The organism is Candidatus Tisiphia endosymbiont of Nemotelus uliginosus (genome assembly GCF_964264835.1).
Classification (GTDB): domain Bacteria; phylum Pseudomonadota; class Alphaproteobacteria; order Rickettsiales; family Rickettsiaceae; genus Tisiphia.
Genome location: NZ_OZ183485.1, coordinates 25,319 through 49,222 on the forward strand (window position 1 = coordinate 25,319; position 23,904 = coordinate 49,222).

At 34.2% G+C, this 23,904-nt stretch carries 18 protein-coding genes; 12 read left to right on the forward strand and 6 right to left on the reverse strand.

The window, feature by feature from the left end; genetic code table 11:
- Nucleotides 1–146 precede the first annotated feature (146 nt).
- Nucleotides 147–905 carry a hypothetical protein gene (locus ACFELV_RS00110; protein ID WP_375326216.1) on the forward strand — a complete coding sequence of 253 codons (759 nt, stop codon included), beginning with the start codon at nt 147–149 and terminating at the stop codon, nt 903–905.
- A gap of 166 nt (nt 906–1,071) precedes the next feature.
- Here ACFELV_RS00110 and der read toward each other — a convergent pair whose 3' ends face one another.
- Nucleotides 1,072–2,418: a ribosome biogenesis GTPase Der gene (gene der, locus ACFELV_RS00115; protein ID WP_375326217.1), complete on the reverse strand. Its 1,347-nt coding sequence runs from the start codon at nt 2,416–2,418 to the stop codon at nt 1,072–1,074.
- A gap of 194 nt (nt 2,419–2,612) precedes the next feature.
- Here der and phaZ point away from each other — a divergent pair, with 194 nt between their 5' ends.
- The 9 genes from phaZ (at nt 2,613) to ACFELV_RS00160 (ending at nt 11,573) form a co-directional block, all read left to right on the forward strand.
- On the forward strand, nt 2,613–3,941 hold the full coding sequence (gene phaZ, locus ACFELV_RS00120) for a polyhydroxyalkanoate depolymerase (RefSeq protein ID WP_375327468.1): 1,329 nt from the start codon (nt 2,613–2,615) through the stop codon (nt 3,939–3,941).
- 183 nt (nt 3,942–4,124) lie between these two features.
- On the forward strand, nt 4,125–4,850 hold the full coding sequence (tolQ, locus tag ACFELV_RS00125; RefSeq protein ID WP_375326218.1) for a protein TolQ: 726 nt from the start codon (nt 4,125–4,127) through the stop codon (nt 4,848–4,850).
- Nucleotides 4,850–5,284 (forward strand): protein TolR, encoded by a 435-nt coding sequence (tolR, locus tag ACFELV_RS00130; RefSeq protein WP_375326219.1) that lies wholly within the window; start codon nt 4,850–4,852, stop codon nt 5,282–5,284. The genes tolQ and tolR overlap by 1 nt, the downstream gene beginning before the upstream one ends.
- Nucleotides 5,274–6,179, forward strand: a complete 906-nt coding sequence (locus ACFELV_RS00135; protein WP_375326220.1) for an energy transducer TonB — start codon at nt 5,274–5,276, stop codon at nt 6,177–6,179. The genes tolR and ACFELV_RS00135 overlap by 11 nt, the downstream gene beginning before the upstream one ends.
- A gap of 14 nt (nt 6,180–6,193) precedes the next feature.
- Nucleotides 6,194–7,003 carry a signal peptidase I gene (lepB, locus tag ACFELV_RS00140; RefSeq protein ID WP_375326221.1) on the forward strand — a complete coding sequence of 270 codons (810 nt, stop codon included), beginning with the start codon at nt 6,194–6,196 and terminating at the stop codon, nt 7,001–7,003.
- Nucleotides 7,000–7,755 carry a ribonuclease III gene (gene rnc / locus ACFELV_RS00145; RefSeq protein WP_375326222.1) on the forward strand — a complete coding sequence of 252 codons (756 nt, stop codon included), beginning with the start codon at nt 7,000–7,002 and terminating at the stop codon, nt 7,753–7,755. The genes lepB and rnc overlap by 4 nt, the downstream gene beginning before the upstream one ends.
- A gap of 5 nt (nt 7,756–7,760) precedes the next feature.
- Nucleotides 7,761–8,720 (forward strand): GTPase Era, encoded by a 960-nt coding sequence (gene era, locus ACFELV_RS00150; protein WP_375326223.1) that lies wholly within the window; start codon nt 7,761–7,763, stop codon nt 8,718–8,720.
- 97 nt (nt 8,721–8,817) lie between these two features.
- Nucleotides 8,818–9,543: a DNA repair protein RecO gene (gene recO, locus ACFELV_RS00155; RefSeq protein WP_375326224.1), complete on the forward strand. Its 726-nt coding sequence runs from the start codon at nt 8,818–8,820 to the stop codon at nt 9,541–9,543.
- A complete protein-coding gene (locus tag ACFELV_RS00160; RefSeq protein WP_375326225.1) occupies nt 9,540–11,573 on the forward strand; it encodes a S9 family peptidase in 2,034 nt (677 codons plus the stop codon). The genes recO and ACFELV_RS00160 overlap by 4 nt, the downstream gene beginning before the upstream one ends.
- 266 nt (nt 11,574–11,839) lie before the next feature.
- On the opposite strand, the gene ACFELV_RS00165 is transcribed toward ACFELV_RS00160, so the two are convergent.
- From ACFELV_RS00165 to ACFELV_RS00180, 4 genes are all read right to left on the reverse strand, one after another.
- Nucleotides 11,840–12,235: a type II toxin-antitoxin system VapC family toxin gene (locus ACFELV_RS00165; RefSeq protein ID WP_375326226.1), complete on the reverse strand. Its 396-nt coding sequence runs from the start codon at nt 12,233–12,235 to the stop codon at nt 11,840–11,842.
- The gene (locus ACFELV_RS00170; protein ID WP_375326227.1) at nt 12,232–12,456 is read right to left on the reverse strand and encodes an AbrB/MazE/SpoVT family DNA-binding domain-containing protein; all 225 of its coding nucleotides are present in this window, start codon (nt 12,454–12,456) and stop codon (nt 12,232–12,234) included. The genes ACFELV_RS00165 and ACFELV_RS00170 overlap by 4 nt, the downstream gene beginning before the upstream one ends.
- A gap of 519 nt (nt 12,457–12,975) precedes the next feature.
- On the reverse strand, nt 12,976–15,372 hold the full coding sequence (locus tag ACFELV_RS00175) for a M60 family metallopeptidase (protein WP_375326228.1): 2,397 nt from the start codon (nt 15,370–15,372) through the stop codon (nt 12,976–12,978).
- A 529-nt stretch (nt 15,373–15,901) separates the two neighbouring features.
- On the reverse strand, nt 15,902–19,243 hold the full coding sequence (locus tag ACFELV_RS00180) for an ankyrin repeat domain-containing protein (RefSeq protein WP_375326229.1): 3,342 nt from the start codon (nt 19,241–19,243) through the stop codon (nt 15,902–15,904).
- A gap of 1,007 nt (nt 19,244–20,250) precedes the next feature.
- Between ACFELV_RS00180 and ACFELV_RS00185 the strand changes: the two genes are divergently transcribed.
- Complete coding sequence (locus ACFELV_RS00185) at nt 20,251–20,568, forward strand: DMT family transporter (RefSeq protein ID WP_375326230.1); 318 nt, start codon at nt 20,251–20,253, stop codon at nt 20,566–20,568.
- Between the two features lie 346 nt (nt 20,569–20,914).
- A complete protein-coding gene (locus ACFELV_RS00190; RefSeq protein ID WP_375326231.1) occupies nt 20,915–22,768 on the forward strand; it encodes an AAA family ATPase in 1,854 nt (617 codons plus the stop codon).
- A 399-nt stretch (nt 22,769–23,167) separates the two neighbouring features.
- Here ACFELV_RS00190 and ACFELV_RS00195 read toward each other — a convergent pair whose 3' ends face one another.
- Nucleotides 23,168–23,830 carry an ankyrin repeat domain-containing protein gene (locus ACFELV_RS00195; RefSeq protein ID WP_375326232.1) on the reverse strand — a complete coding sequence of 221 codons (663 nt, stop codon included), beginning with the start codon at nt 23,828–23,830 and terminating at the stop codon, nt 23,168–23,170.
- Between the last annotated feature and the right edge of the window lie 74 nt (nt 23,831–23,904).

Below are 23,904 nucleotides of genomic sequence, written 5' to 3' on the forward strand. Positions count from 1 at the left end.
TTGTCCTATCCTATAGCATGGGATATTTAAGTATATCTAATAAATTCTATTAACGACACAATTAATAGTTGACAACACAATTAATATTTTATTAAATAGTTAATTATCTGCTAAAATATACTCAACTATTTAATAAAGAGATCATTATGTCTAAATCACGAAAACAGTCCTCAAGCGTTAGAGAAGTCTCGAGCATCAGAGAAGTCTGGGGAGGGGAGAAAACTCTAGAAGAAAAGTGCCAGACCTTTGGTACCTATATAGCCAGAGCACAGAGTGAAAATCTGGAATATAATTTATGTTTTGCAGATGAGCTTATACGAGTAGATATTACTAAATTACCCTCTATAGGAAATAGCTTAATATTTCATGGGGTCCCTAAGATTCATCGGTTCCATTGTTATGATAAGGAGGAGGCAAGAAACTGCGGTGACAATATTTGCGTGCTAGTTAACGCATTAATAAGCCAAAGCAACTCAGAAGAAAATAGCATAATATTTATGGAACCCGCAAACCATATAACAAATTTTATGGGTGAGTTACGTGATGTTTTAGCAAATCACCCAAATATTACACAATTTCAAGCTGTTTTTACACCGAGTAATGCTGATACCCTATACGAGTTTCGCAGTGAATGCGACCAATATAACACTTTAAAAGCGGCTATTAGATCTCATAAGCCATCCGAAGAGGGAAAAAAATTAATAGGCAAGATATCGATAAAAACAATATCATCAGCAGCAAAACCTCCGGCTCCAAAATTTTCTATACCAACGCTAGTTCATAACGACGATACACAGCTTACATTAAGAACAGATGCATTTACTCAAACTTCATTTAGTGATTTTGAACCAGCAGATATGGTACCGCAGATGGGGAAGATACCCTTCTTGTGCACTATATTGTGAAGTGACAGGAAATGAGGCTCTAGGTTGTGTGAAGGAAATTTTTATAGCTTGATTTATGCGTATTTTATCTGCAAAATAGCGGAAATTTTTTGATTAAAATGCTCTATAAATCACTTCTATAAAAATTTCCTTCACACAACCTAACAATTTAAAATTATTTACACCACTATTTCACATAAGGATTTTCAGTTTTAATATAATTGAATCTTATAGGTACCCCTGGTAGGTCAAAGGCCTCACGTAATTGATTTACCAGATATCTAGTATAGCTATCAGTAATTTTTTCTGGATTATTAGAAAATAGCTTAAATGTTGGTGGTCTAGTTTTAGTTTGAGTCATATATTTAATTCTTACTCGCCTTCCACCTTTTTGGAGAGGCAAAGGATGATCTTGCGTTACAAAACTTAACCAATCATTTAATTTACTAGTAGTAATTTTTTTATTCCATAAAGCATAAATTTTTATAGCCGCCTCTAAGACCATATTGATATTCTGCTTCTGTAAGGCGGACATATATACTATCGGTATATTTTTCACTTGTGGTAGGCAAGTATCTATTTGATAAAGTAGCTCTTTTTGATATTCTTCTTTCTTCTTCTCATCAACTAGATCCCATTTGTTAACTACAATAATTAAGCTTCTACCTTGGTCTATCACATAGTTAGCAATATTGAGATCTTGTTGCGCTAACAGGGAGCGTGCATCAACCATTAAAATCACAGTATTAGCAAAATTAATGCTATTAATGGTATCAGAAGTTGACAATTTTTCTAAAGATTCAGTAACTAAAGTTTTCTTTCGTAACCCTGCAGTATCAATTAATTTTATCTTCTTACCTTGATATTCCCAATTAATTTCTATAGATTCTCTAGTGATCCCTGCTTCACCGCCCGTTAGTAATCTTTGTTGATTAATAAGAGCATTAATAAAAGTAGATTTTCCTACATTAGGTCTGCCACTAACGACTATTTGTAAATAATTATCTTTTATCGGATCGCTTAACGCAAACGGCACTTCTGCAAATTCTAATTTTTCAGTTATTGCCTCATATAAATCCGCCATTCCTAGCCCATGCTCCGCAGAAAGAGGAACCAAATAATTAAAACCTAATTTATAATATTCTTTAGCAAAATCAAATCTTCCATCACATTTGTTAATGATTAAGATGGCCTGCTTTTCATATTGCCTAATAAAATTAGCAAAAAATTTATCCTCCGGTACTATCCCTACTTTAGCATCTACAATAAGACACAGTAAATCTGCCTCTTTGATTGCTTCTACTGTTTGCTGCATCATACGATTTGCTAATTTACCCTCTTCTGCTTCTTCTAATCCCGGGGTGTCGATTATAGTAAACTCGTATGACCCTAATGTAGCATCAGCATATTTCCGGTCCCGCGTTACTCCAGCATAATCATGAATAATTGCTTTTTTTTTCAATGCTAAACGATTGAAAAGGGTGGATTTCCCTACATTAGGTCGACCAACTAAGGCAATAATTTTTTTATTCATCTCTAAAATATCATCATAAAATTCATTTGAATGTGCATTGCTATATTATTATCACGTAATATTAATAAAATTAAATTATTAAAGCCTGACTTTATTAAACATAATTAAGTTTAATGATAAGATACTGTATTATTTATAATATATTAGCTAATATATTATTTATTTAGTAATGTAGTAGATCTCACGATAGTAATATTTTAAGGATAAAAATTATGAGTAATTATTATAATATGCTTGAGCTGTACAGAACTTCACTTATTCCCTTTCGGATGAATATACAAATCTTCAAAGAGTGGTTAATAAACCATAAAAACCCTCTTCACAATACAGGGTTTGCCAACATTATGCTAGCATATTTAATACTTACTGAACGAATAACCAGAAATTATAAAAAACCAAAATTTAATATTAATGAATGTATGGTAGATGGTGTATCATATGTCATTGAGGAACAAGTAATTGTTTCTAAAACATTTTGTCAATTAAAACATTTCCGCAAAGTAGGAATCACTAAAACCTTACCTAAATTATTAATATTAGCTCCTATGGCAGGACATCATGCTACTTTAGCACGAGATACAGTCAAAGGATTATTGCCATTTGTAGATATATATATTACTGATTGGGTTGACGCCAATATGGTACCTCTTAAGGAGGGGAAATTTGACTTGGATGATTTTATCGATTATATTATTGAATTTTTAATTCTCTTAGGTCCTAATCTACATACACTCGCAGTATGCCAGCCAACAATTCCTCTACTTGCTGCTATTAGCATACTCTCTCAAAATAATGATATTCATGTACCAAGCTCTATGACTTTAATAGGCGGCCCAATTGATGCTAGACTGAATCCTACGGCAGTGGATAACCTAGCAACTAGGCAAAGCATGGACTGGTTTTGTCGTGTAATGACGACTACCGTCCCCATTAACTACCCGGGTTATGGCAGAAAAGTATATCCTGGTTTCCTACAGCTAATGGCTTTTATGAGCTTGGATATCCCAAGACATACCAATTCTCACCTAGAATTATTACAAAATTTATTAGACGGAAATATTACCGAAGCTAATCATACAATAGCTTTTTATGATGAATACCTAGCCCCTATGGATATGACAGCAGAATTTTACTTACAAACTATTCATGAAGTATTCAAAGAATTTGCTCTAGCCAAAGGAGAATTAATATCACAAAACCGTAAAATCAATTTAAAAGATATAACAAAGTGCGCTTTACTTGGCATAGAAGGAGAACGAGATAACATCGCTGCAGTTGGGCAAACTAAAGTTGCCTTAGAATTATGTTGTAATATTCCTGACTCTATGAAAAGGTATCACCTTCAAGAAGGAGCTGGTCATTATGGCACTTTTAGTGGTAGTAAATTTAATAAATTCATTGTGCCGGTAATTAAAGATTTCATTTATCAATATGATGCTACTAATGAAAGGATAGATGAGGCAGCCAATAGAGTAGCAGATAATAAGCTTACGAAAGGTAAGCAGGCAAAAAATTATCATTAAGAAAACCAAACCACAAATTTCACATAATTTGCAATAGCTACGCAATTTGAAAACTGACTAACAAATTCTGCAAGTGTAAGTTGCACATTAATGAAATACCCTAAAATAACAAAATAACTCTCTTGCAAAAATAATAATTAATGCTAGATATAGTATATTGTATAACTTTAGTTAATTATATTCATGACTGCTTCTAATACTATCAATGACGTTGTAGACATTACCTCACAAAGCAATTCCTCTATTTTATCTCTGATATCTTCGGCGGATATTATAGGGAAATCAGTAATATTACTGTTAATCATTGCTTCAATTTGGGCGTGGGCAGTAATTATAGATAAGCTCATCAATTTATCCAGCTTAAAAAAGCGTATTGCTACTTTTGAAGCTACTTTCTGGTCAGGAGTAGTGCTTGATCAACTCTATGAAGCAGTGAAGAGGAGCATCAATAACCCTCTCTCTGCCGTATTTATAGCAGCAATGAATGAATGTAAACGTCAAAATTCCAAAAATTTAAGTGATCATCTTAAAATTAGTCATAAAGAGCGCATTGTCCAATCCATGTATTTGGTCAAAAACCGTGAAATAGAAAGATTAGAACAAAATCTTAGCTTTTTAGCAACTACTGCTTCTAGTACTCCTTTTATAGGATTATTCGGGACCGTTTGGGGAATTATGCATAGTTTTCAATCAATTGCCGCCTCCAAAAATACTTCTCTTGCAGTCGTAGCGCCTGGAATAGCAGAGGCTTTACTTGCTACTGCGATTGGCTTGTTTGCAGCGATACCTGCTGTTATTTTTTACAACTATCTTTCTGCACAGATCGGTGGACTTCATAATAAAATAGATGATTTCATTAATGAGCTTAATACTATCCTAACCAGAGCAATAGATGAGGAGAAAATGTAATGTCCTCTAGTTTACTGAAATCAAATAATCAAAAAGCTAGAAAATCTTTAGTAAGTGAAATTAATGTCACCCCTCTTGTGGATGTCATGTTAGTATTATTAATTATTTTTATGATTACCTCCCCTATGTTAGTAACGGGCGTTAATGTAGATTTACCTACCACTACCTCTAGCCCCATTGCAGGGCAAGACGAACCGCTAGTTATTAGCATTAATAATAAGGGAGAATTATATTTATTCGAAAGCAAAATTAGCAGAAAAAATTTAGCTAATAAACTTGCTACTATTACTCAAGAGAAAAAAGATGCTAGAATTTTTGTGCGAGGTGATAAAAATGTATCATATGGTGAAGTAGTGGAAATAGTAGCAGAAATCCACGCTGCAGGCTTCACTAAAGTAGCATTAGTTTCAAATATTAAATCAAATGAAAAATAATATTGATATTTTTTCCATTTCTTTTATTTGTTCTATTATAATACATTTGATAATAATATATTTCTTTTTATTTGGCCTACCTTCCTTATTTCCTACATTACCAGAAGAGCAAGTCATAGTTTTTGAGATGTTACCAATCAAGACAAAAGCAAACGTACCTAATAAAATCAAACAAAATGACAAAGCATTAGAAAATGAAACGGCTAAAAAAATACTCCAAAGTGAGCCTGAACCAGTAAAAGAAAACAAACCTGAACCAGTAAAAGAAAACAAACCTGAACCAGTAAAAGAAAACAAACCTGAGCCGGTAAAAGAAAACAAACCTGAACCGGTAAAAGAAAATAAACCTGAACCAGTAAAAGAAAACAAACCTGAACCGGTAAAAGAAAACAAACCTGAACCGGTAAAAGAAAATAAACTGGTAGATAAAAAGAAAATTCTTGATAAAACCGATCTAGATTCATTGCTGAAAAATTTAGAACAATCATCTGAAGGCACGAAGGCTAAAACTATTAATAAAGCACGACCAAAAGAAAATTTAGAACAATATGACTCTCAAGGACCATATGATAATACCTTAGCCTTATCGATTACTGAAATATCTTTGATAAAGCAACAAATAGAAAAACATTGGAATATTCCTATTGGAGTACAAAATATTGCACAAGCAGAGATATATCTGTATATTGCTCTTAATCCAGATAGTAGTATACAGGAAGTAAAAATTAAAGAAGCCATATGCCCTAACATATCCGGTAATGCTTGTAATGCCCTATCAGATAGCGCTGTACGAGCTGTATGGCAAGCAAGCCCTATTCACAATTTAGACCCGAAACGCTATAATATATGGAAAGAGTTTATTTTTAAATTCACACCAAATAAAATAATAAGATAATTTAATTACACGCTATGAAGACTACTAATACCTCTTATATACATAATTTCTGCTCTTTAATTTTAGTAGGATTGTTTGCACTATTGATTAGAACTTTTGTTATGGAACTATTTTTTGTTCCGTCCGGCTCCATGAAAGCTACCTTATTAGAAAATGATTATATTTTCTCTACTAAATATTCTTATGGATATAGTAGATATTCTCTCCCATTTAGTCCAAATCTTTTTAGTGGACGGATATTGAAGTCTGAGCCTCAAAGAGGAGATGTCATTATTTTCCGTCCTCCTAATAATATGCATATCCGTTACATTAAAAGATTAATTGGCTTACCTGGCGATAAAATACAAATAATTAATGATTTAATATATATCAATGGTAAAGCGATAAAACGTGCAGCTGCCGGGATGTATGAGAGTGAATCTGGGAAAGTTTATAAAAAATTTATAGAAACCTTACCAAATGGAGTGAGTTATTTTTCTTACAAGTTACATGAGGCCCGAAATTGTGTAATAGAGGAAGCGCCAGTATTTGAAGTACCAGAGGGAAAATATTTTTTTCTTGGTGATAATAGAGATGAATCCAGTGATAGTAGAATGGCTCTAGGATATGTACCATTGGACAATTTTATCGCTAAAGCTCGTTTTATTATCTTTTCTACTAAAGAAAAACTATGGAAAAATGATATAGCCTTAATAGACCAAATATTTGATATCCACTCATGGTTGCGCGTGGGTGATTGGATTACTTCCATTAGATTTCACCGGCTATTCAAGCCTCTATTAGAAGAGCCCCAAGTAACACCTGAGCATGACGCGTTAAAATGAGCAACATACAACCTAGTGGAAGTTTATCTTCTCCTGAGAAACTCCAACAAGCGCTAGGTTACAATTTTAGTAATCAGGATTTATTAATTGAAGCATTAAGTCACCCTTCCCTAAAACAACATATCTCAAAATATGGAGTTCAAAGAAACTATGAGCGCTTAGAATTATTGGGTGATTCAATAATTAATTTTTTTATTACGGAAATTCTATTTAAAAATCATCTGACTTATAATGAAGGAAAGTTAGCCAAACTTAGATCTTACTTAGTTTCTAAAGAGTTACTTTGTAAAATTGCTGTTAAGCTCAATTTATCTGACTATATTATCATGACTAATGGAGAAGAAATTTTAGGAGGTAGGAACAACCTGAATAATATAGAAAACGCTATGGAAGCATTAATTGCTGCAATTTACCTTGATAGTAATATTGAAAACACTAAAATAATATTATACAAGCTGTGGCACGACTTTTTATCTATTACTGACTTAACTGATTATGATTCTAAGAGTACTTTACAGGAATTAGTGCAAAAAAATGGCTCTAGCAAGCCTTTATATGCACTAATAAAAAAAGAAGGGCTATCGCACTCACCTATTTTTACTGTTTTAGTAACAGTAGAATTATATGATATTGATCGCTCTCTCCAGAAATATCACCAGACCGGTATAGGGCCTACAATAAAAGCAGCAGAAAAAGAAGCAGCTCGGAAATTAATTAATATCCTTAACCTAAATATAGCCAAAGTGATTTAGTTAACATGTTAAAAACAGATCCTGTAAATGAGCTCTTATCACGAAAAAATTGCCCCGAGCACTCTACAACGCCAGAACAGGATCAACAAAAATCTATTTCTATTGCTATCATTGGGAAACCTAATGCAGGTAAATCTTCATTATTAAATAAATTAATTGGCCAAAAAATTTCCATAGTTACACCTAAAGTACAAACTACTAGGACTATTATTACCGGCATAGTGTCTATAAAAAATACACAGTTAGTAATATTAGATACTCCTGGCATATTCGAACCAAAAAAACAATTAGAAAAGGCAATGGTAAGATGTGCATGGTCCAGTTTGCATGGAGTAGACTTAGTGTTAATGCTATTAGATAGCACCCAAAATATTGACCAGGTTACTTTACAGATACTCAAAAAATTACAAAATTTACCAATAAATTTACTTTTCTTATTAAATAAAATTGATATACCTTCTAAATATTTAGAGACAATAGACAAGTCTCTAAAAGCTTACAACAATGCTAATACATTGAAAATCTCTGTTCGTACTGGTAAAAATATCCATAAATTACTAGACTTTCTCCAACAACAAGCCAAATTTGCTCCTTGGTTATATGAGAAAGATGATATTACTAATTTATCTATGCGTTTTTTAGCAGCTGAAGTAACTAGAGAACAATTATTTCTCCAACTTCATCAAGAACTTCCTTATAATTTAACTGTTCACACAGAAAGCTGGCAAGAAAATAACGATCTATCAATAAAAATTTGTCAGGTAATTATTGTCACTAAAGAATCTTATAAATCTATTATTCTTGGAAAAAATGGTATTAAAATTAAAGAAATAGGCTATAACGCTAGATTAGAAATGCAAAAAGCTTTTGATTGTAGAATTCATCTTTTCTTATTTATCAAAGTGCGGGAGCTATGGCAAGATGATGCGCAAATATATCGTGATATGAGATTACAAAAAATTTAAGGATTATATCTGACAACAACTTGCCAAATTACAAAAGTAATGATAAATAATATCAATTTATGATCAATTATTTTCTAAAATTTGCTAGAAAGTTAATATGAATTTAAAAGACAGAGGTATCATAATTGCTAAAAGACCTTTAAAAGAAAACGCTATAATCATTACCCTATTAACTGAAAAACATGGATTATATTCCGCTGTAGTAAGAGGAATATCTAAAAAATCACATTCTATTTATCAAGAAGGAAATATCGTGGATTTCCTGTGGCAAGCCAGACTAGAAGAACATTTAGGAACAGCTAAATGTGAATTAATCAAGTCTTACAGCGGACTTTTAATCACTAATAAGACTAAATTATATGCCTTTAACTCAATTGTGAACCTTATTAAACTTACTTTTCATGAACGTGAGCCACATAATACTTTTTTTCTAGTATTAAAAAAATATTTAGATAATCTAGTAAAAAATTTTGTTTTTGAAGAATATATTCAACTCGAATTAACCATATTACAAGAAGGTGGTTATGGATTAAACTTAAGTAAATGTGTAGTGACCGGTAAGAGAGAAGATCTATATTACGTTTCCCCTAAGTCAGCTTCGGCAGTCAGTCTAACAGCGGGATTACCTTATAAGGATAAATTACTTACCCTACCCCAATTTTTACTCTCCAAAGTAGGAGTAATTTCCGCTAATGATAAGAAAAATGCTTTTACTTTGACAACATATTTTTTTAACCGGCACCTTTTGCATAACCAACAACAATTACATGCAAGAGATAAATTTATAGAACATATTATGATACTTAATTGCGAGACATTATGAAGAAATTAATAATATTCACTACTTTAACCCTATTAATAATGAGTTCTTTTATGACTGTACCCGTATTTTCTTCTACCTCTACTCCAACTCTTATTCCACGAAAAGTACTATTTGGTAACCCCGATAAAATCGATGTTAAACTTAGTCCTGATGGCAAATATCTAAGCTACTTAGCGCCTAAAGATGGAGTATTAAATATCTATCTTACTGATGTAAATAATCTTACACAAACAGTGGCGATCACTAATGAAAAAGAACGTAGAATTTATCGCCATTTTTGGGCGCGCAATAATAAAGATATTCTTTACATGCAAGATGAAAAAGGCGATGAGAATTATCGATTATATAAATATAATATCGAAACTAAAAAAAATGACCTCCTTACTCCTAAAGCAGAGGTCAGGACGCAGTTAATAGGAGTCAGTTCTCAGTATCCTAACGACATTTTAATTGGTTTAAATGATCGTGATAAGAGATATTTTGATGTGTATAAATTAAATTTAACCACTTTAAAAAAAGAACTCATTTTTAAGAATGATGGTTTCACTGATATAATTGCTGATAATAATCTCCAAATACGTTTCGTTGTTTCTCCTACTCCAGATGGAGGGGTAGAATATCATCAAGTAAAAGATGGACAATTAGAACATTTTATGACAGTTGCTATGGAAGATGCAATCAGTACCTACATAGCAGGATTTGATCAAACAAATAATAATATTTATCTTCTTGACAGTCAAAGTCATAATACCGCAATTCTTAAGCTTTATAATCTCTTGACAGGCGAAGAAAACATAATAGCTAAAAACGACCTTGTCGATATAACAATTCTTACTACCCACCCAACCTCTTATAATGTACAAGCGGTAGCGATTAATTATGATAAAACTACCTATCAAATACTTGATCAAGCTATTGACAAAGATATCAAGTATCTCTTAAACCATAATAAAGGTAATTTACATATTATTAGCCGAACTCTAGACGATTCTATATGGTTAATAGCATATGAGAGTGACGATGCACCTATAAAATATTATAAATATAACCGCCATATTACTAAAGCTGAGTTGTTATTTACTAACCGTGCTGAACTTGAGCATTATAATTTACTCAAAATGCATCCAGTAATTATTAAATCTCGCGATGGGCTGAAGTTAGTAAGCTATGTAACGTTTGCTGCTGGTACCATATTAGATGACTCTAATAAACCAAGTCATAAATCTCCATTAATTATTTATGTACATGGTGGTCCGAATGCTAGAGATGTATGGAGTTTAAATATGACACACCAATGGCTAGCTAGCCGAGGCTATACTGTCCTTAGTATCAATTATCGTGGCTCCACAGGCTTTGGCAAAGAGTTTATTAATGCCGCCAACCTGGAATGGGGTAATAAAATGCATCATGATCTAATTGATGGCGTTAATTGGGCTATAACTAATAATATTACAGATAAGGATAAAATTGCTATTATGGGTGGTAGCTACGGAGGGTATGCCGCTTTGGTAGGCTTAACCATGACCCCTGATATATTTGCCTGTGGAGTGGACTTGGTGGGTCCTTCCAACCTCTTCACTTTAATCCAAAGCATACCTCCCTATTGGGAGCCAGCACTGAATAGAATAAAAAAAACTATTGGACCTTGGGATACTGAGGAAGACAAAGAATTCTTAAGGCAGCGCTCCCCCCTCACTTTTGCCGCTCAAATAACCAAACCTTTATTGATCGCCCAAGGAGCCAATGACCCTAGAGTAAAACAGGCCGAATCAGATCAGATTGTGAATGTTATGAAGCAAGCAAAAATCCCTGTAATCTATGCTTTATATGCAGATGAAGGGCACGGTTTTGCTAGACCTGAAAATAGTTTATCATATCATGCGCTAGTAGAACATTTTCTTGCAAAAATTCTAGGAGGAAAAGCAGAAGAGATAGGAAACGATTTCCAAGGAGCAAATTTAATACTCAATAATCAAAACACCCTAAATGGAGAGACTGTTAAAACAATCTTAGACCAAATGATAAAATAGTATCCATTCACGACCCTGGCAGAAATGCAACTATTAAAATAATTTTGTATAAGACTTTTAAATTTAAAACTGTAGTTTTCGCACCTTTAAGGTGGATTATTTGAATAAAAATAGACTGATGATTGAATTCCTGCCGGAGTCGTGAATGGATACATAAAATAGCCTGAAATTTGTAAAACCACATAAAACATATATACGCAGATGTGACAAAACCACAATAGGGGTATGTTACTTGGCAATTTACGCCAATTCGAGGTTAATATCCTTTAAGGAGAGATAAGATGTAACTGAGGAAAGTATGTTTTATAACGAGCTATATCTCTTGTAAGAAGAGGTATGTTTAATATAGAAGCGTGGGCTCCAATAAAAAAATCTGGTAACACAGAATTTTTTTTACCATTATTTTCTTTATAGTGCATAAAAGCTTTTCCAGCTAGGAAAAGAGCCTCTTTAGGTATAGGCACCATTTTACAATTTGTATCTAATACTTCTTCCAATTCTTCAATTTTCTCAAAACCTACAGAAATTTCCGTGTATATATAATCATTAATTACTAATTCATGAAATTGAGAAAGATTTAATAATTGGGTAGAAGACCAACTATACCAATTGGCGTCATAGGTAAAAATATCTAATAATATATTACTATCAATTAATATCATGACCTGGTTAATTTCATTATTGAATCAGTAGACATCTTCACAGTACTTTTTCCAGACATATGCAATAACAATTTATTGCCTCTATTGTTGTTATTTTGATATTTTTTTATTAAAACGCCATCTTCTTGTTCTATAAAATCAATTTCAGTGTCTGGCAGAAACCCAAACTTACTTCTCATGTTTATAGGTATTGTTACTTGTCCTTTACTAGATACTCTCATAATTTATCTCATTATTTACATTGACCCCGCTTATTTTTAATAATAATATATAAGTAAAGAATTTACAAGTAAGATCATTACTAAACTTTACGATTCTGTCTTTGTAATTTGTAATAAGAGTGACTCCTTGTAGTGCACACCGCACAATTCAAACACATTATCAATATTTTTAACATTCCAGAAAAAATGGTTGATAAATCTGAATAGAGAACCTGATACCAAATTGCTTTCTTCATATTAGGTCGTTGTATTTCGGGATTCGTCGTGCTCACCTAGGTCTACTAGGTTCCGCGCGCCTCACCACTCATACTCCTACTACTGTCTTGAAAGCAACTTGGTATCATACATCCATTCCCATCACTTCACAAACAGCTTCATAAACGAGTGCCATTTGTTCTGTTGTCATTATATATGCGATAGAATCGAAGTTTAATTTGCCCACTGTTTTATCAGCAATACCTTGTCCCTCTGCTGTTTCCAGAAGATTACTAGCGGAATTGCGGCTTGTATTATGTCTTATTATAGCTCCATTGTCGGGGCCATATCTATACCCTGGGTTGAGCCTAGCACATCTAGTAGTGGCGTTGTGGCAGCTGGCAAAATGTTACTAAAGTTGGCTTGGCTCATAGCAGAGATAGCCTGCTCATGTTTATGTGATTCTAAGTCTTGTTGTAGCTGAACCAAATTAATTTTTTTACTATTCTGGACAGTCAGTTTATCGCTTGGTGCGGTGTTATTAGTCGAAATGCAATCAGCGTATTTCTCTAACAATTCTTCACGTTGTGGGCTGGTAAAGGTATCAATTGCCAAATAGATGTCATCCTTGGGACCAGCAAAGCTAGCATTAAGCATTACTGGATCGCTGCGTACCGCGGTTGCTGCCTTCTCCAGACGTGGCAGCAATGAATCTTGCGAATCCTTGCCCAGTATCTCATTCTTTAAGCCGCTTGGCGTGATCTCCAGAATATTAGTAGCTTTGAGATTATTAACGAGCACACCTTCAGCAGGAGGTATCAAACGCACATGCTCTGCTCCTCCCAAGTAAAAGATCTTAATTTGATCACCGTAAGAGAATGGCACTTCATCGTGGCTCACTACGTTCTTATCATTGACACCATACATAGTTTTGCTAAACATCTTTTCCGTATTATCTTTATTACATACTGTCACTTCTACATAGCGCTCTTTCGGATAATAGACATCTACCTCTGGACTGATAAAATCTATTGTGACTATACGTTTGACGTGATCCACTGACACACTGGCAACAACCCAGGCTCCCAAACCCGTAAACTCAATTTTCTGGGCCATCAGTGGTGAACCGAGTTTAGGCACAAAATCCACTTGCTGTTGGTTGTGGTCATCTTGTTTTACTACTAGGTAGTGATTCTGTATATCGTATTTCTTGCCTTTACCGGTTGGCAAGCGCATAGTGTAAACACCAATTGGCAGTTTATTCAACTCTAGATCCTGACTGTTGATGGGCAGTGCAGCTGCTTCACGGCCCCCATCCCACAGGACCAGATTTTCACCAGAAATTTGCCTGAAATCATCAATGTTCAGCCGCAGCTTCACATGATTCTTTATTCCAGAAAACCACAATTGTTGAACGTCCACTAGGTTAAAGGGGGTGATCAGATGCAATTCTTGCTGCAACTCAGTCAGCTTAGGTTCCTGCACTAGCTGATTTAGCGGGTAAACAGCTTTGGCATGGCTAAAACTATTATAGTCACGCTGGAACGGTGTGATGTAACCTTTTACTAATTGCACAAACGGTGTTACGTCTACTTGGTTTCCTGCAACAGCAAAGCTTTCTGAAAGCATATCGAGTACCTCATGATTCTCCCTTATAAAGTCGCTACTATTGCTGAGTAGGCGATATTGCTGGTTGAAGTGCGTAAAGGCATTCAAGCCTGCTTTTTCTACCATCATCATCATAAAATGAAGCTTGGTTAGTGCGTCCCATTCATTCAATGGCTTGCCAGTGTTAATAAAATCGGGGATGTCTTTCTCTAATCTCGGATCGCGCATCCATCCTACTTCTTTGTATTTGCGGTCTCCCAACGTCATCTTCTGATAGGAGGCAGCATAAATATTGTTCCATACTTCAGTACGATTGAAATAATTGGACGCAAAATTTCCCTCGTCGCTATGGCCAAGTTCATGGAGGCGGCCCCAGTAGTCAACACTTGTAATATCCGGGTTGAGCCAGAAGGCGCTGATAGAAGAGGAACATATCACCGTACAATAGTTGAGGTAAGAAGCAGCTGCAGCATCTTTATCGGCCTTGATAAAATAACGGTTAGCGATATTAAGATCAGTAGGTCTTTGCGGTTCAAACGAGAGACCAGCACACTCATTGTAGAAAGTCAAAATATTTGCATAATGATCAATTAGTCCATCTATATTCTCTACCTTCTCCATAGACTTTAAGTAGTCTTTGTCGATGCTAGGCACCAAAATAATGACATATTTTGAGTCTACTAAACCGAATTCAGCACTTGTGCGGTCCCAGAGAGCGAAAAACTCACTTTCATTCTCTCCCTTATGATACACAGGCAGGGTTTTGGCTGTATCTGGATATTCGAATTCTACCGCCGGGATTATAGTGCTATGTGGGCTAGCGGTATATGGAGTATCAATAAACGGCACTGACGCCGCCTTAGCACTAACTTCCACCCAATCGCTACCAAAGGAGGTCGAGCTTTCTGTTTTGCTACCATCATTGAGCAACCGCAAATTCAGTTTCTCATTAAAGTCTTTATTTGTCTGCCGTACTTTAATGACCTGCTCTGTGTCCAGAATAATACCCAAATGTTGGCGATCGTGTTCAATGCCCTTCATCATCCCTGCGTTGTACAACCAGGTAGGACGTTGTAATGTGGTAATTTGTTGTGACTTAGTTATAATTCCCATAATATTTTCCTCTTTTATTATATTTATGCTCTTATTTCCTGCTTTCTCCCGCAATATAAAATAACAATTTATTCACTAATCTTTCTTGCCAAAGATGATAGTCAGATTTACTGGATATAACCCTTCTATGAATTAAAGCACTTTTTACAACTGATTCCTAATATAACCATAAAATAATGTAACAAATTACTTAAGAAATATTAAGATTGTAGTTTTAATACACTCTATTAGAATCCTGCGATAATTCCAAAACTTCCTGCACTAATCAATAGACCTCTTGCATAACCTAATCTAATTGGTAATTTTGTTGTCAAAACTCGTCTCCGTTCCTCACGTACAATTTAAGTACGCAGCTCGACTCGACTTCGTTTTTCCTAAAAATTCCTCAATTATCTTTAGGTTATGCAAGAGGTCTAATTTAGCTGATGATTTTACCCTCACAACGTGGCCTTCTGCTACGTAATAATCTGATACATATCTTAGAATCAGTAGGGTGCAGGGTACGTTATAGCATTTAAGAGTCACATCTCTATCCCCACGCCGCATAATCATCATCGCCTATCTGTTTTATACGCTCTTCCTCACGCCATAACTCTCTTAAGTAAAATTCTGCTACTTCTTTAGCAGCCCTTTCAATATCCATAAGGTCCTGAACGGTTATTTGATTAGCTGTCTTAGGTATATCATCGTCTCTTAATACACCCCACTGCTCTGCTAGTTTGTGAAGGCAAGATACTTTTTCTCCCTGAGAGATCTTTTCTTCCTGAGATTCAGGATTGTCCATTGATGTATATCCTTCATCCAGATCGGAAAAGCGTGCCCAGAACTTCTTCTGTTCTGGGATGCTGACTAAAGGTGAGTGTTGGGGATCTTTCCATTCAATCAATTCTTGAATGATTGCCGGATCATCGTGCACATCCATTAAATAATGATCTGTTGCATAGGAAAGGGCGCTAGCATAATTGTTATCATGCCAATTAATATATTCTCTGAATTTTTCTATATTATTGTCAAAAATATCTTGCCAATGAGCTTTAAAATGACGTGCTAATAATATAAATGTTTCCACATTCACAGTTTGTGCCGCTATTATCAAAGCTGTTTCATGATCTTGATTTGTTTGAGTAATATCTGTTTGGGGATGGGAGAGAAATTCCTGAATAATTTCTACATTTCCTATGCTTACTGCGAATAAAAATGGTGGATTATTATCATGCATACCTAGTGCTGTTGGAATAGAAGTAGTTTTATTAATATCTATTTCCGGAAATTGTAATAAACATTTCACAGTGTTTATATCTTCTTTTAATATCGCAATTATTAACAGAGTATTACCATGATCATCAGGCTCATTAATATCCAGGAGAGAAGCAAAATGGATTTTAAAATTATTCTCAATAGTAGACGTGAGGCTTATATGGTCTATTATACCTCTCAGAGTCAAAAACTTTTCTAGAACTTTGTATAAGTTATCTGGATTTTCTCCATAAGATGCAGTTATTCCGTATTTGTCATAATTTTCATTCTCTTCTACCTCTGGTGTATAGCTTATTAATCCCAATGCCTGTAGCACTAGCACAGTAAATAACTGTTGCTCTTGTATACTGATTAAGTGCTGCTGTTGGTTGTCCTTCCATTCAAGTAATGCTTGAATGATTGCAGGATTATCAGTAGCACCCGTTAAATAATTATCTGTTGCGTAATAAAGAGCACTATGATAATTACTCTCCTGCCAATTAACATATTCTTGGAATTGTTCTATATTATTTTGAAAAATATGTTGCCAATTCGCCTTGAAGTAGTCAACTAATAATTGAAACGCTTCTATATTACTTGCTAGAGCTGCTATTATCAAAGCTGTTTCCAAATTTTGATTGTGCTGCGTAACGTTTATTTTGGGATGGTTAAGAAAAGCCTGAATAATCTCTTCATCTCCTAAGTAAACTGCCAACAAAAACTCAGGCCATATATTATTAAAGGTACGACTTGCAGGAATAAAGGTACCTCCTTCGTTGGGATTAAATTCAGGATTTTTTAATAAGTCTTTCACCTCTTCGTTATTTTTATGTTGTACTGCCTTGGTTACCCGGCTAAGGCCATTGTCACATAATGGATTAATATTGGTATTATCTAGTAAATTATTGTTTAATATAGGTAAAGTATCTAATTCCTCATCATTGCTCAACAATATTGGTAGATCTGTATTTAAGTATTGGGCTACGGCTAGGGAAATTATAGAAGAATAATCAGAGTTTCCACGAGTTGTGGTATTATTGAGAGGAATTGTTATAAGGTGATATTGTACATTTCTAATTAGTGGTTCAGTATTCCATAAAGGTTTAGAAATTTGTTCAGTAAATTCATACACCTCCGTTTTAGTAGTGCATTTTACGCTAAGAGGGGGATCATAAATAACGTCACTTTCATTAGGTATATATGTTGTTATTGATGACGCATCCAATAGTAAGTTCCTATCAGAATCAAGCGTCTTAAACTGATATATTATTAGCTGATAAGTAACCTGTGGAAACATATTATCAAGGCTCAAACCAGCACTTATATCACTCAAGCTAAATAACCCATGATTGCAAGATGACTTAACATTAGGTTCTAGTAATGTCAGGTTAATATTGTGACTATTTTGGAGTATATTAGTCGTATTATCATTAAATGAAATGCAGCTTGTTAAATTTCTTACTGTTCCCAGATCTTTATATAACTCAAATTTATAAATCCTGAGCATACGTTGTTTTATTTCCCTATCACGAGTTTGGATTTTCAGGATATTCATGAGGGGTAAGTACGCTGTTTGGTACAGGGAATGATATATATTTATCGTGTCTTTAAATAGTACTGATTTCTTTTTATATTGCCAATGTGCTGCTTTGCCATGCTGTGCTACGTCATTCATGGTGCGAGTACGGATTTGGATCTCTATCTTTTTGCTGGTAGGGCCAATAACTATAGTATGTAGGGATTGATAACCATTAGGCTTAGGTTTGCGAATATAATCTTGGAAGTGGCCTTGCACAATTTGATAGTGAGTATGAATGACAGCAAGGGTCTGATAACATTGCTCTATATTATCCACTATAATCCTAAATGCTAAAATATCATATAATTGTCCTATATTAATATTGTTCTGGAGCATTTTTAGCCAAATAGAGTAAGGAGTTTTGATTCTCCCTAATATTTTTGCGTGAATTCCTTCAGCCTTTAAACTATTACATAACGAATTGATAATTTGATTAATTAAATCTTTTATATCTTTACCGCCTTTACCGCAAACAGTATGCAGATGACTTAAAATATATTCTCTAGTATCTGGTTGCAAGATTGTTAAACAAATTTCTTGTAGCTCAATTTTCACATCTTCTCGTCCCATTCTCGCCATTAAGGGGACATAAAGTTCCATTATTTCTAAAGCAAAAATAGTATATTTTTCCTGAGAAGAATTTACAGCAAATATACTAATATTATGTAACAAGTGGCTTAGCTTTATAAATAATACTCCCACAGCTACTTCTTGAGGCATAGATAGTAGAGAGTCAAAAAATTTCTGTGCTTGCGTTATATTATAAGGTAAGTAATTAATTGTTGATAACTTCAGAATTCCTTCTATTATATTGGTGATTTCTATACCATATTGGTCCGCAATTTCTTGCAGGCACAAACTAATGATAGAGGAATCTGTTGAGGAAAGGATAGTAGATAATAAACTTGCTAACACCGTGTTATGATTTGGGTAGATTGCTAAAAGAATTTTAACAATCTCTAAAGGATACGCAGTATCATGACCATGAGATATAATATACGCAATAGCTTCCTGTAATTTGTTTTCATTAACCTTATCAATACTTTTAACGAGCATAAAGGTAATATTTAGATTATGGGATTTCTAAAGCCAAGCATAATATGAGATACCTAAAATTATCTTCTGGTTTTTTTCGGGGAGTAAAGAAAACTTTATATCCTTCCGTTGAGGGCTAGTTTTCGGTAATTATTTTTTGTAATAGCAGGCTATTTCTATAATATTTCCCTATATTTTTGATAATATTCTGCTTAAAATGCTTAAACAAAAATTTATTCCCAGGGGATAGTAGTAAATACAATAGGCGCCAATGAAATTGGAACGATCCTTTATAAAGGTATCTTTATTGTTTTCTTGATCCAGCAAGGGCAGGATCTTGATTTCAAGTTAGGGCTAATTACGATTAACGTCAAGTAATAGACTTCCTGCACTAGTTCTATCTAGTTAGTGATTCTTTGTCAAAACGTGGCCTTCCGCCGAGTAACAATCGTCCATGTACGTGCAGGTATCCTACTTCGTTTTGCTTCAAAATTCCGATGGCTTTTTGCCCTATATGCAGGTAACATAATAAAAAATTAGTAGACTGTTGATAATTCCCTATAATATGTTTGGAAGATAAAAAGCCTTATAGACTAGCAATATTGCGATAATATCTATTAACTTAATGTCGGTCGTTCTATTAAAAAAAACTTGGTCTTGTCTCTATTATTAAAATAATAAGATTTTTTATTAATATATACAAGAATTTTATTATAAAAATCTTAATTAGTTTGTAATAAAATAATTGGGTTGGGTTAGTAATTAGTAGTATAAGTAGAATTGTCCAAATTACCATCGCCAGTAGAGTTTCGAAAAAAGCCTATTGAAACAAGTCTCTCTCCATCCGCTGCTGCTAAGCAACTGAATATTGGCCGCTCTCCATATAATTGGGAAATGAATTTTGAGACTTCAACTTAAAATAAAAAAATCTTGCCCCTGCCTTTGAAGGGCCTCAAGTCATTTCTAGACCTGCCTAATAAACACTGTCCTCTAAACTGTTGATACATCAATTAAATAAAGGTAACAATATGCTAGCAACTTGGGTGCTACTTATACTTGCAGGATTATTCGAAATAGGATTTTCTATATCATTAAAATTGTCAGATGGATTTACCAAAGTAAAACCTATTATAGCTTTTATTATTTTTGCTATATTGAGTTTGTTTTGTCTGAGTAAAACTCTCGATAAACTACCTCTTGGTACTGCTTATCTTATATGGACTGGTATTGGAGCTATAGGAACAGTCATAGTAGGAATAATATATTTTCATGAACCATACTCTATTATGCGCATTTTCTTTATTACTACTATGATAATTTCTATGGTAGGTCTTAAGTTATCTTAACTATTAACTCGTTGCGAGTTATGAATATACAATTAAAAATCGAATATAGAGTATGGTATCCTCAAGTTAATTAAATTGGCATCTAAAAAAGGTAGCAGTAGGACATTTTAAAGCAGATCTTACATTTCACAAGGTTAATGTTTGGAAAACAACTGAGTCACAAAATACACTATGCAATTGCCAAGCAGCACGGATCATAATAATTAGACTACAACACATTGCTGCAAGCCTTACAAACTTATAGCAATAAATTATTTTCTTAAATTACTTAGTGGTCTAATGTATTTATGCTATAATTTCTTATAGTTTAAAAAACTAGAATAATCCTCAAGAATAATCAACTAATATGACAGTTAACCTTTCTGATATTAATTCAATACATCAAGCTATTACCCCCTTCTCAGCTGGTAATAAGCTACCTAGAATGAGGGTAGGTACTGATGATTTTAAAACCTTATTACTAAATAGCGATGTATTTGTTGATAAAAGCTTGATGATCAAAGAATTGCTAGAAGATAGTGGGGATGTAATTTTAATTACCCGTCCAAGGCGCTGGGGTAAGAGCTTGAATATGAATATGCTCCAGAAGTTCTTTGAAATAGAGGTAGATGAAGATGGCAAGCCTTTACCGAACGAGCAGAAGTTAAATAACAAGTTATTTATTGGTGGTACAGTAGATTTAGGTTTTGATGAAACTAAAGAGCTTAAACCTTTAAAAATTGCCAGTACTGCAAATGCGATAAAACGTCAAGGTCAATTTCCAGTTATTTCCGTAAATTTCAAGGATGTTAAGGGTAGTAGTTACCAGGAAATTGAGAATGGAATAAGACGACAAGTCATAGGTTTATTTTTACAGCACCAATATTTAGAGCGATATATAAGAGAAAATACAGGGGTACTACAAGAGGTGCAAAAAAAAGAGCTGAAGAAATACTTTACAGGAGAGCTAAGCACTGATGATCTAAAAATTAGTTTAAGATTGTTAAGTGAATTACTTTTTATGCATTTCGGTCAGAAAGTATACATATTAATTGATGAGTATGATACACCGATCAATAGCGCCTATATTGAATTTGGTGATCAAGCAAAAGAATTTGAAAATGTTCTAAAAATATTCCGCGGTATGTTTGGTAGCGCCCTAAAAACTAACCCATACTTAGAAAAAGGAATAATTACCGGCATCCTGCGAGTTGCTAAAGCTAACTTGTTCTCAGATTTGAATAATGTCCGTGAATATAGTTTATTAGATGAAGATTTTTCTAAGTTCTATGGCTTTACTCAAACAGAAGTTGATGACTTACTCACTATCGTCCCAACAAAAACGAGAGCTGAGGAAATTAAAGATTGGTATAATGGGTATACGTTTGGCGGAGAAATAATCTACAATCCATGGTCAATAATGCAGTGTTTAGCAAGTCGAGGTAAGCTTGATCATTATTGGCTAGATAGCGGGGGAACGGGGCTGGTTGATAAAGCATTATTGTCAGATGAGATGCAGGAAGATTTACAGAACTTAATTACCAGTAAAAATATCACTTCGCCTATCACTAAACAGATTAATTTCAGTGATATTAGCACTCGTACCGGATTATTTAGCTTATTATTATTTAGTGGATATTTAAATCCCGCCACCTTAGACCACGAGGAAGGCTTATATGAACTATCTATACCTAATAGGGAGGTAAGACATATCTATAAAGCTAGGTTACTACAATGGGTAAGTAATAAGTTACAGATGGATAGTTCTCTATATTATCCTTTTGCTAGCTTACTGCCTGCTGGTAAGATAGAAGAGTTTAAACAAAAACTCCAGGAATTATTGCGGGGGGCCACCAGTTTCTATCAAACAGGCGAAGCAAAAGCTGAAATTTTTTACAGTGGTTTTATGCTTGGTTTAGTCCATACATTAGCCGGGAGTTATATCATAGATAGTGAGAAAGAGACCGGCAGTGGCAGAGCTGATATTGTTTTAGTTCCACAGCTAGGCAGAGCAGAAAGCGCAATTATCATTGAATATAAGGTCTCGCAAGTTGCAGAAGATTTAGAATCTGCAGCTAAGTCTGGTTTGCTACAAATCAATAATAAGAGATATGATACTAAAATAAAAGATTATAACCACGTTAAGAAGATCCTCAAGATCTGCATAGCTTTTTGTGGCAAGGAAGTGGCTCTGCAATATCAGATTGATATAGTTGCTTAATTTTCTTCTGGCTTGATTATCTCAAGTTCATATTCCACATCCAACAAATCATCATTTTAGAGATTGCATGTCAGTTACGAACCCATACCATTTGTTCATGAGACCACCGTGGGCTATACTCAATGGATTTCAAGAATTGAATTTTATTTTAAGTGGTAGGCGCACAGAGCGGAAGGCAAGTACGTGAGCATAGCGAAACCCCCGATGAAATGAAAAACAACTCTTGAAAAGCAAAGAGTAGACTTCTTTCGAAACTCTACTCGAGCTAGTAATTGGGATAATGAATCTAGGCTCAAAGCGTCACGTGCATTTAAGTACGCTGCGGTTTGAAGCGAAGAGCCTTCTTCAAATTCCCCACCAAAAAGCGAGCTCTAAAAGAAGTCTAGTATATAGCCTCACTTAAACACGACAGAGTCCTTTTAGTTGTCTACTACCTGGTTTAAGTGATTTACTAATAACAGCATAGGAGGCTGGCGCTTCTGCTGCTACACTTACTAACTTCTTAAAAGTTTGTATTTCTTTTGCCCAATGAACGTGTCGAGTACTTTTTTCTATTAAAGGCTTGTCAGCAAGCTGAGCACTAGTTTGGTCTAACTTAGAGGCTTTAGGGTCATGCGCTACCAAATCTTCTAGCTTTTTATAAAAAGCTAGCTTACGTTTCACTTCCGACTCATGGTGTTTTACTTGAGCACGGAATAAATCGGGTTTACTACTTTCAGCACCATGTTGTTGTAGCAATTCTATAATAGAAAAATTAAAATTAGCACCAGCAACATCCAAGGGGGCATTGCCACCGTTATTAACGATATCAAGTTTTGCGTCCCACTTTAATAGCTCTTTAACAGTATGAAGTACTTCCCCTTCTTGATATTTATGCTGATTTTCTATTACATAATGCAATACGGTATTACCTGTTGTATCTTGATTGTTTATATTATTTCTAGTAAGGAAATGGTCCATTAAAGGCACGTTGCCTGTTTGTGCTGCATAAGGTAAGATGTCTTTAGTGATTAAAGCTTTAATTCCACCATAACGTACTTTGCGAAAAATTTCTTTAAACATTATAACCTACTAAATTTATATAGTGTTAAATTAATATTTGTATAGACCGTAAAAACCGGTATATAAATCATATT

Coding starts and splice junctions, on each gene's coding strand:
- ACFELV_RS00110 (WP_375326216.1), top strand. CDS start 147: ATGTCTAAATCACGAAAACAGTCCTCAAGCGTTAGAGAAGTCTCGAGC.
- der (WP_375326217.1), bottom strand. CDS start 2,418: ATGAATAAAAAAATTATTGCCTTAGTTGGTCGACCTAATGTAGGGAAA.
- tolQ (WP_375326218.1), top strand. CDS start 4,125: ATGACTGCTTCTAATACTATCAATGACGTTGTAGACATTACCTCACAA.
- tolR (WP_375326219.1), top strand. CDS start 4,850: ATGTCCTCTAGTTTACTGAAATCAAATAATCAAAAAGCTAGAAAATCT.
- ACFELV_RS00135 (WP_375326220.1), top strand. CDS start 5,274: ATGAAAAATAATATTGATATTTTTTCCATTTCTTTTATTTGTTCTATT.
- lepB (WP_375326221.1), top strand. CDS start 6,194: ATGAAGACTACTAATACCTCTTATATACATAATTTCTGCTCTTTAATT.
- rnc (WP_375326222.1), top strand. CDS start 7,000: ATGAGCAACATACAACCTAGTGGAAGTTTATCTTCTCCTGAGAAACTC.
- era (WP_375326223.1), top strand. CDS start 7,761: ATGTTAAAAACAGATCCTGTAAATGAGCTCTTATCACGAAAAAATTGC.
- recO (WP_375326224.1), top strand. CDS start 8,818: ATGAATTTAAAAGACAGAGGTATCATAATTGCTAAAAGACCTTTAAAA.
- ACFELV_RS00160 (WP_375326225.1), top strand. CDS start 9,540: ATGAAGAAATTAATAATATTCACTACTTTAACCCTATTAATAATGAGT.
- ACFELV_RS00165 (WP_375326226.1), bottom strand. CDS start 12,235: ATGATATTAATTGATAGTAATATATTATTAGATATTTTTACCTATGAC.
- ACFELV_RS00170 (WP_375326227.1), bottom strand. CDS start 12,456: ATGAGAGTATCTAGTAAAGGACAAGTAACAATACCTATAAACATGAGA.
- ACFELV_RS00175 (WP_375326228.1), bottom strand. CDS start 15,372: ATGGGAATTATAACTAAGTCACAACAAATTACCACATTACAACGTCCT.
- ACFELV_RS00180 (WP_375326229.1), bottom strand. CDS start 19,243: ATGCTCGTTAAAAGTATTGATAAGGTTAATGAAAACAAATTACAGGAA.
- ACFELV_RS00185 (WP_375326230.1), top strand. CDS start 20,251: ATGCTAGCAACTTGGGTGCTACTTATACTTGCAGGATTATTCGAAATA.
- ACFELV_RS00190 (WP_375326231.1), top strand. CDS start 20,915: ATGACAGTTAACCTTTCTGATATTAATTCAATACATCAAGCTATTACC.
- ACFELV_RS00195 (WP_375326232.1), bottom strand. CDS start 23,830: ATGTTTAAAGAAATTTTTCGCAAAGTACGTTATGGTGGAATTAAAGCT.